At 68.7% G+C, this 2179-nt stretch carries 2 protein-coding genes; both read left to right on the forward strand.

All coding sequences use genetic code 11. The features are described 5' to 3' along the window. Positions 1–1658, forward strand: a 1658-nt coding sequence (gene recG, locus RMP06_RS18935; RefSeq protein ID WP_310463353.1) for an ATP-dependent DNA helicase RecG, incomplete at its 5' end; no start/stop codon positions are given. Between the two features lie 49 nt (positions 1659–1707). Beyond that, positions 1708–1932, forward strand: a complete 225-nt coding sequence (locus tag RMP06_RS18940; RefSeq protein ID WP_310463354.1) for a hypothetical protein — start codon at positions 1708–1710, stop codon at positions 1930–1932. The last annotated feature ends 247 nt before the right edge of the window (positions 1933–2179 follow it).

Genomic DNA, 2179 nt, shown 5'->3' on the forward strand with positions numbered 1-2179 from the left:
TCGGCGCGCCGCTGTCCGATGCGCTCACCCCCGTCTACCCAACGAGCGCGCAACTGCCGCAGGCCTACCTGCGCAAGGCGGTGGCGGCCGGGCTGAAGCGGGCGCCGCTGGACGAGGTGCTGCCCGCCGGTGTCGTGCCCAAGGGACTGCCGGGCCTGCGGGAGGCGCTGAATTTCCTGCACCACCCGGCGTCCGCCGCCAGCCTTGCCGCGCTGGAAGAGCGCACGCACCCCGCCTGGCAGCGCATCAAGTTCGAGGAACTGCTCGCCCAGCAGCTCTCGCAGCTCACCGCCCAGCGCGAACGCGCCCGCCTGCGCGCCCCGTCGCTCAAGGCCAAGCCGGGCGGCCTGCATGAACAGTTGCTGGCCGCACTGCCGTTCACGCTCACGGGCGCTCAGCACCGCGTCAGCCACGAGATCGCCGCCGACCTGCGCCGCCCGCAGCCGATGCACCGCCTGCTGCAGGGCGATGTCGGCTCTGGCAAGACGGTGGTGGCGGCACTCGCCGCGGCGGTGGCGATCGACGCCGGCTGGCAGTGCGCGCTGATGGCGCCGACCGAGATCCTGGCCGAGCAGCATTTCCGCAAGCTGCTGCAGTGGCTGGAGCCGCTGGGCATCGGCGTGGCGTGGCTCACCGGCAGCCGCAAGGGCAAGGCGCGCACGGCGATGGTCGAGCGCATCGCGTCCGGCGAGGCCAGGCTCATCGTCGGCACGCACGCGGTGATCCAGGGCGACGTGCATTTCGCGAAACTCGGGCTGGCGGTGATCGACGAGCAGCACCGCTTTGGTGTGGCGCAACGGCTGGAGCTGCGCCACAAGCTCGCCGAGCAGAAGCTGGAGCCGCACCTGCTGATGATGAGCGCGACGCCCATTCCTCGCACGCTGGCGATGACCTACTTCGCCGACCTCGACGTCAGCACCATCGACGAGCTGCCCCCCGGCCGCACGCCGATCGTCACCCGCGTCTTCGCCGACAACCGCCGCGACGACGTGATCGCCCGCGTGCGCGACGCGGTGGGCCAGGGGCGGCAGGTGTACTGGGTCGTGCCGCTGATCGAGGAGTCCGAGGCGCTCGACCTGCAGAACGCCACCGAGACGCACGCGCAGCTCTCGGCGATCTTCGACGGCGTGGCGGTCGGCCTGCTGCACGGGCGGATGTCGTCGGCGGACAAGGCGGCGGTGATGGCCGAGTTCACGGCGGGCCGTCTGAGCGTCTTGGTGGCGACGACCGTGATCGAGGTCGGCGTGGACGTGCCCAACGCGAGCGTGATGGTCATCGAGCACGCCGAACGCTTCGGGCTGGCGCAGTTGCACCAGTTGCGCGGGCGGGTGGGGCGCGGTGCGGTGGCGAGCGTCTGCGTGCTGATCTACACCTCGCCGCTGTCGCAGACCGGCCGCGAGCGATTGAAAGCGATGGCCGAGACAACGGACGGGTTCGAGATCGCCCGGCGCGACCTGGAGATTCGCGGGCCGGGCGAGTTCATGGGGGCCAAGCAGTCAGGCGATGCGCTGCTGAAGTTCGCGGACCTGGCGCAGGACGGCGTACTGCTGGAGCGGGCCAAGGCGGCGGCGCCGGGATTGCTCGACGCGCATCCGGAGGCGGCGCGGCTGCACATCAGCCGGTGGCTGGGGGGGAAGATGGAGTTTCTGAAGGCGTGAGTGAGCGCCCTTGGGGCACACTGCTGCCATCTGCTTCGGGAGAAATGCCATGTTTGCGATGCGCCAGATCATTGAAGACCCGCAGGACGAGATCGTGTTGACGGTGCCACCCGAGTTCCGGCATCGGCGCACTGAGGTGATTTTCATTGCCGTCGATGACGTGGTGGATCCCGCACCCGCTCGCCTCGCGGGGTTGCCGAAAGACCGTGGCATTGCCCGGTTCTGCGGCGCCATTCCGGACATGCCGGATCGCCAGGCGAGTCTCACGTCCTAGTGTTCCGTCAAGCATCAATGGACGGCTGGCGCGACCCGAACCCCCTCCCCAACCCTCCCCCGCTGGGGGAGGGAGCCAGACCAGATCGCCCTGCATACGCTTTGATCTGTCCTGGTCAAGTTATTTCGCACAGCCCGATAGGTTGTGTGATTGCCGATTGCTGCTCGAAGGCATTGGGAGGCAAGTTGCCCAGTGTGGAGTGCAGACGCACGCTGTTGTAGAAGCTGACGATGTAGTCGGCGATGTC

The sequence above is a fragment of the Sphaerotilus sp. genome (assembly GCF_031429695.1).
Taxonomy (GTDB): Bacteria; Pseudomonadota; Gammaproteobacteria; order Burkholderiales; family Burkholderiaceae_C; genus Sphaerotilus.

Coding starts and splice junctions, on each gene's coding strand:
- RMP06_RS18940 (WP_310463354.1), top strand. CDS start 1,708: ATGTTTGCGATGCGCCAGATCATTGAAGACCCGCAGGACGAGATCGTG.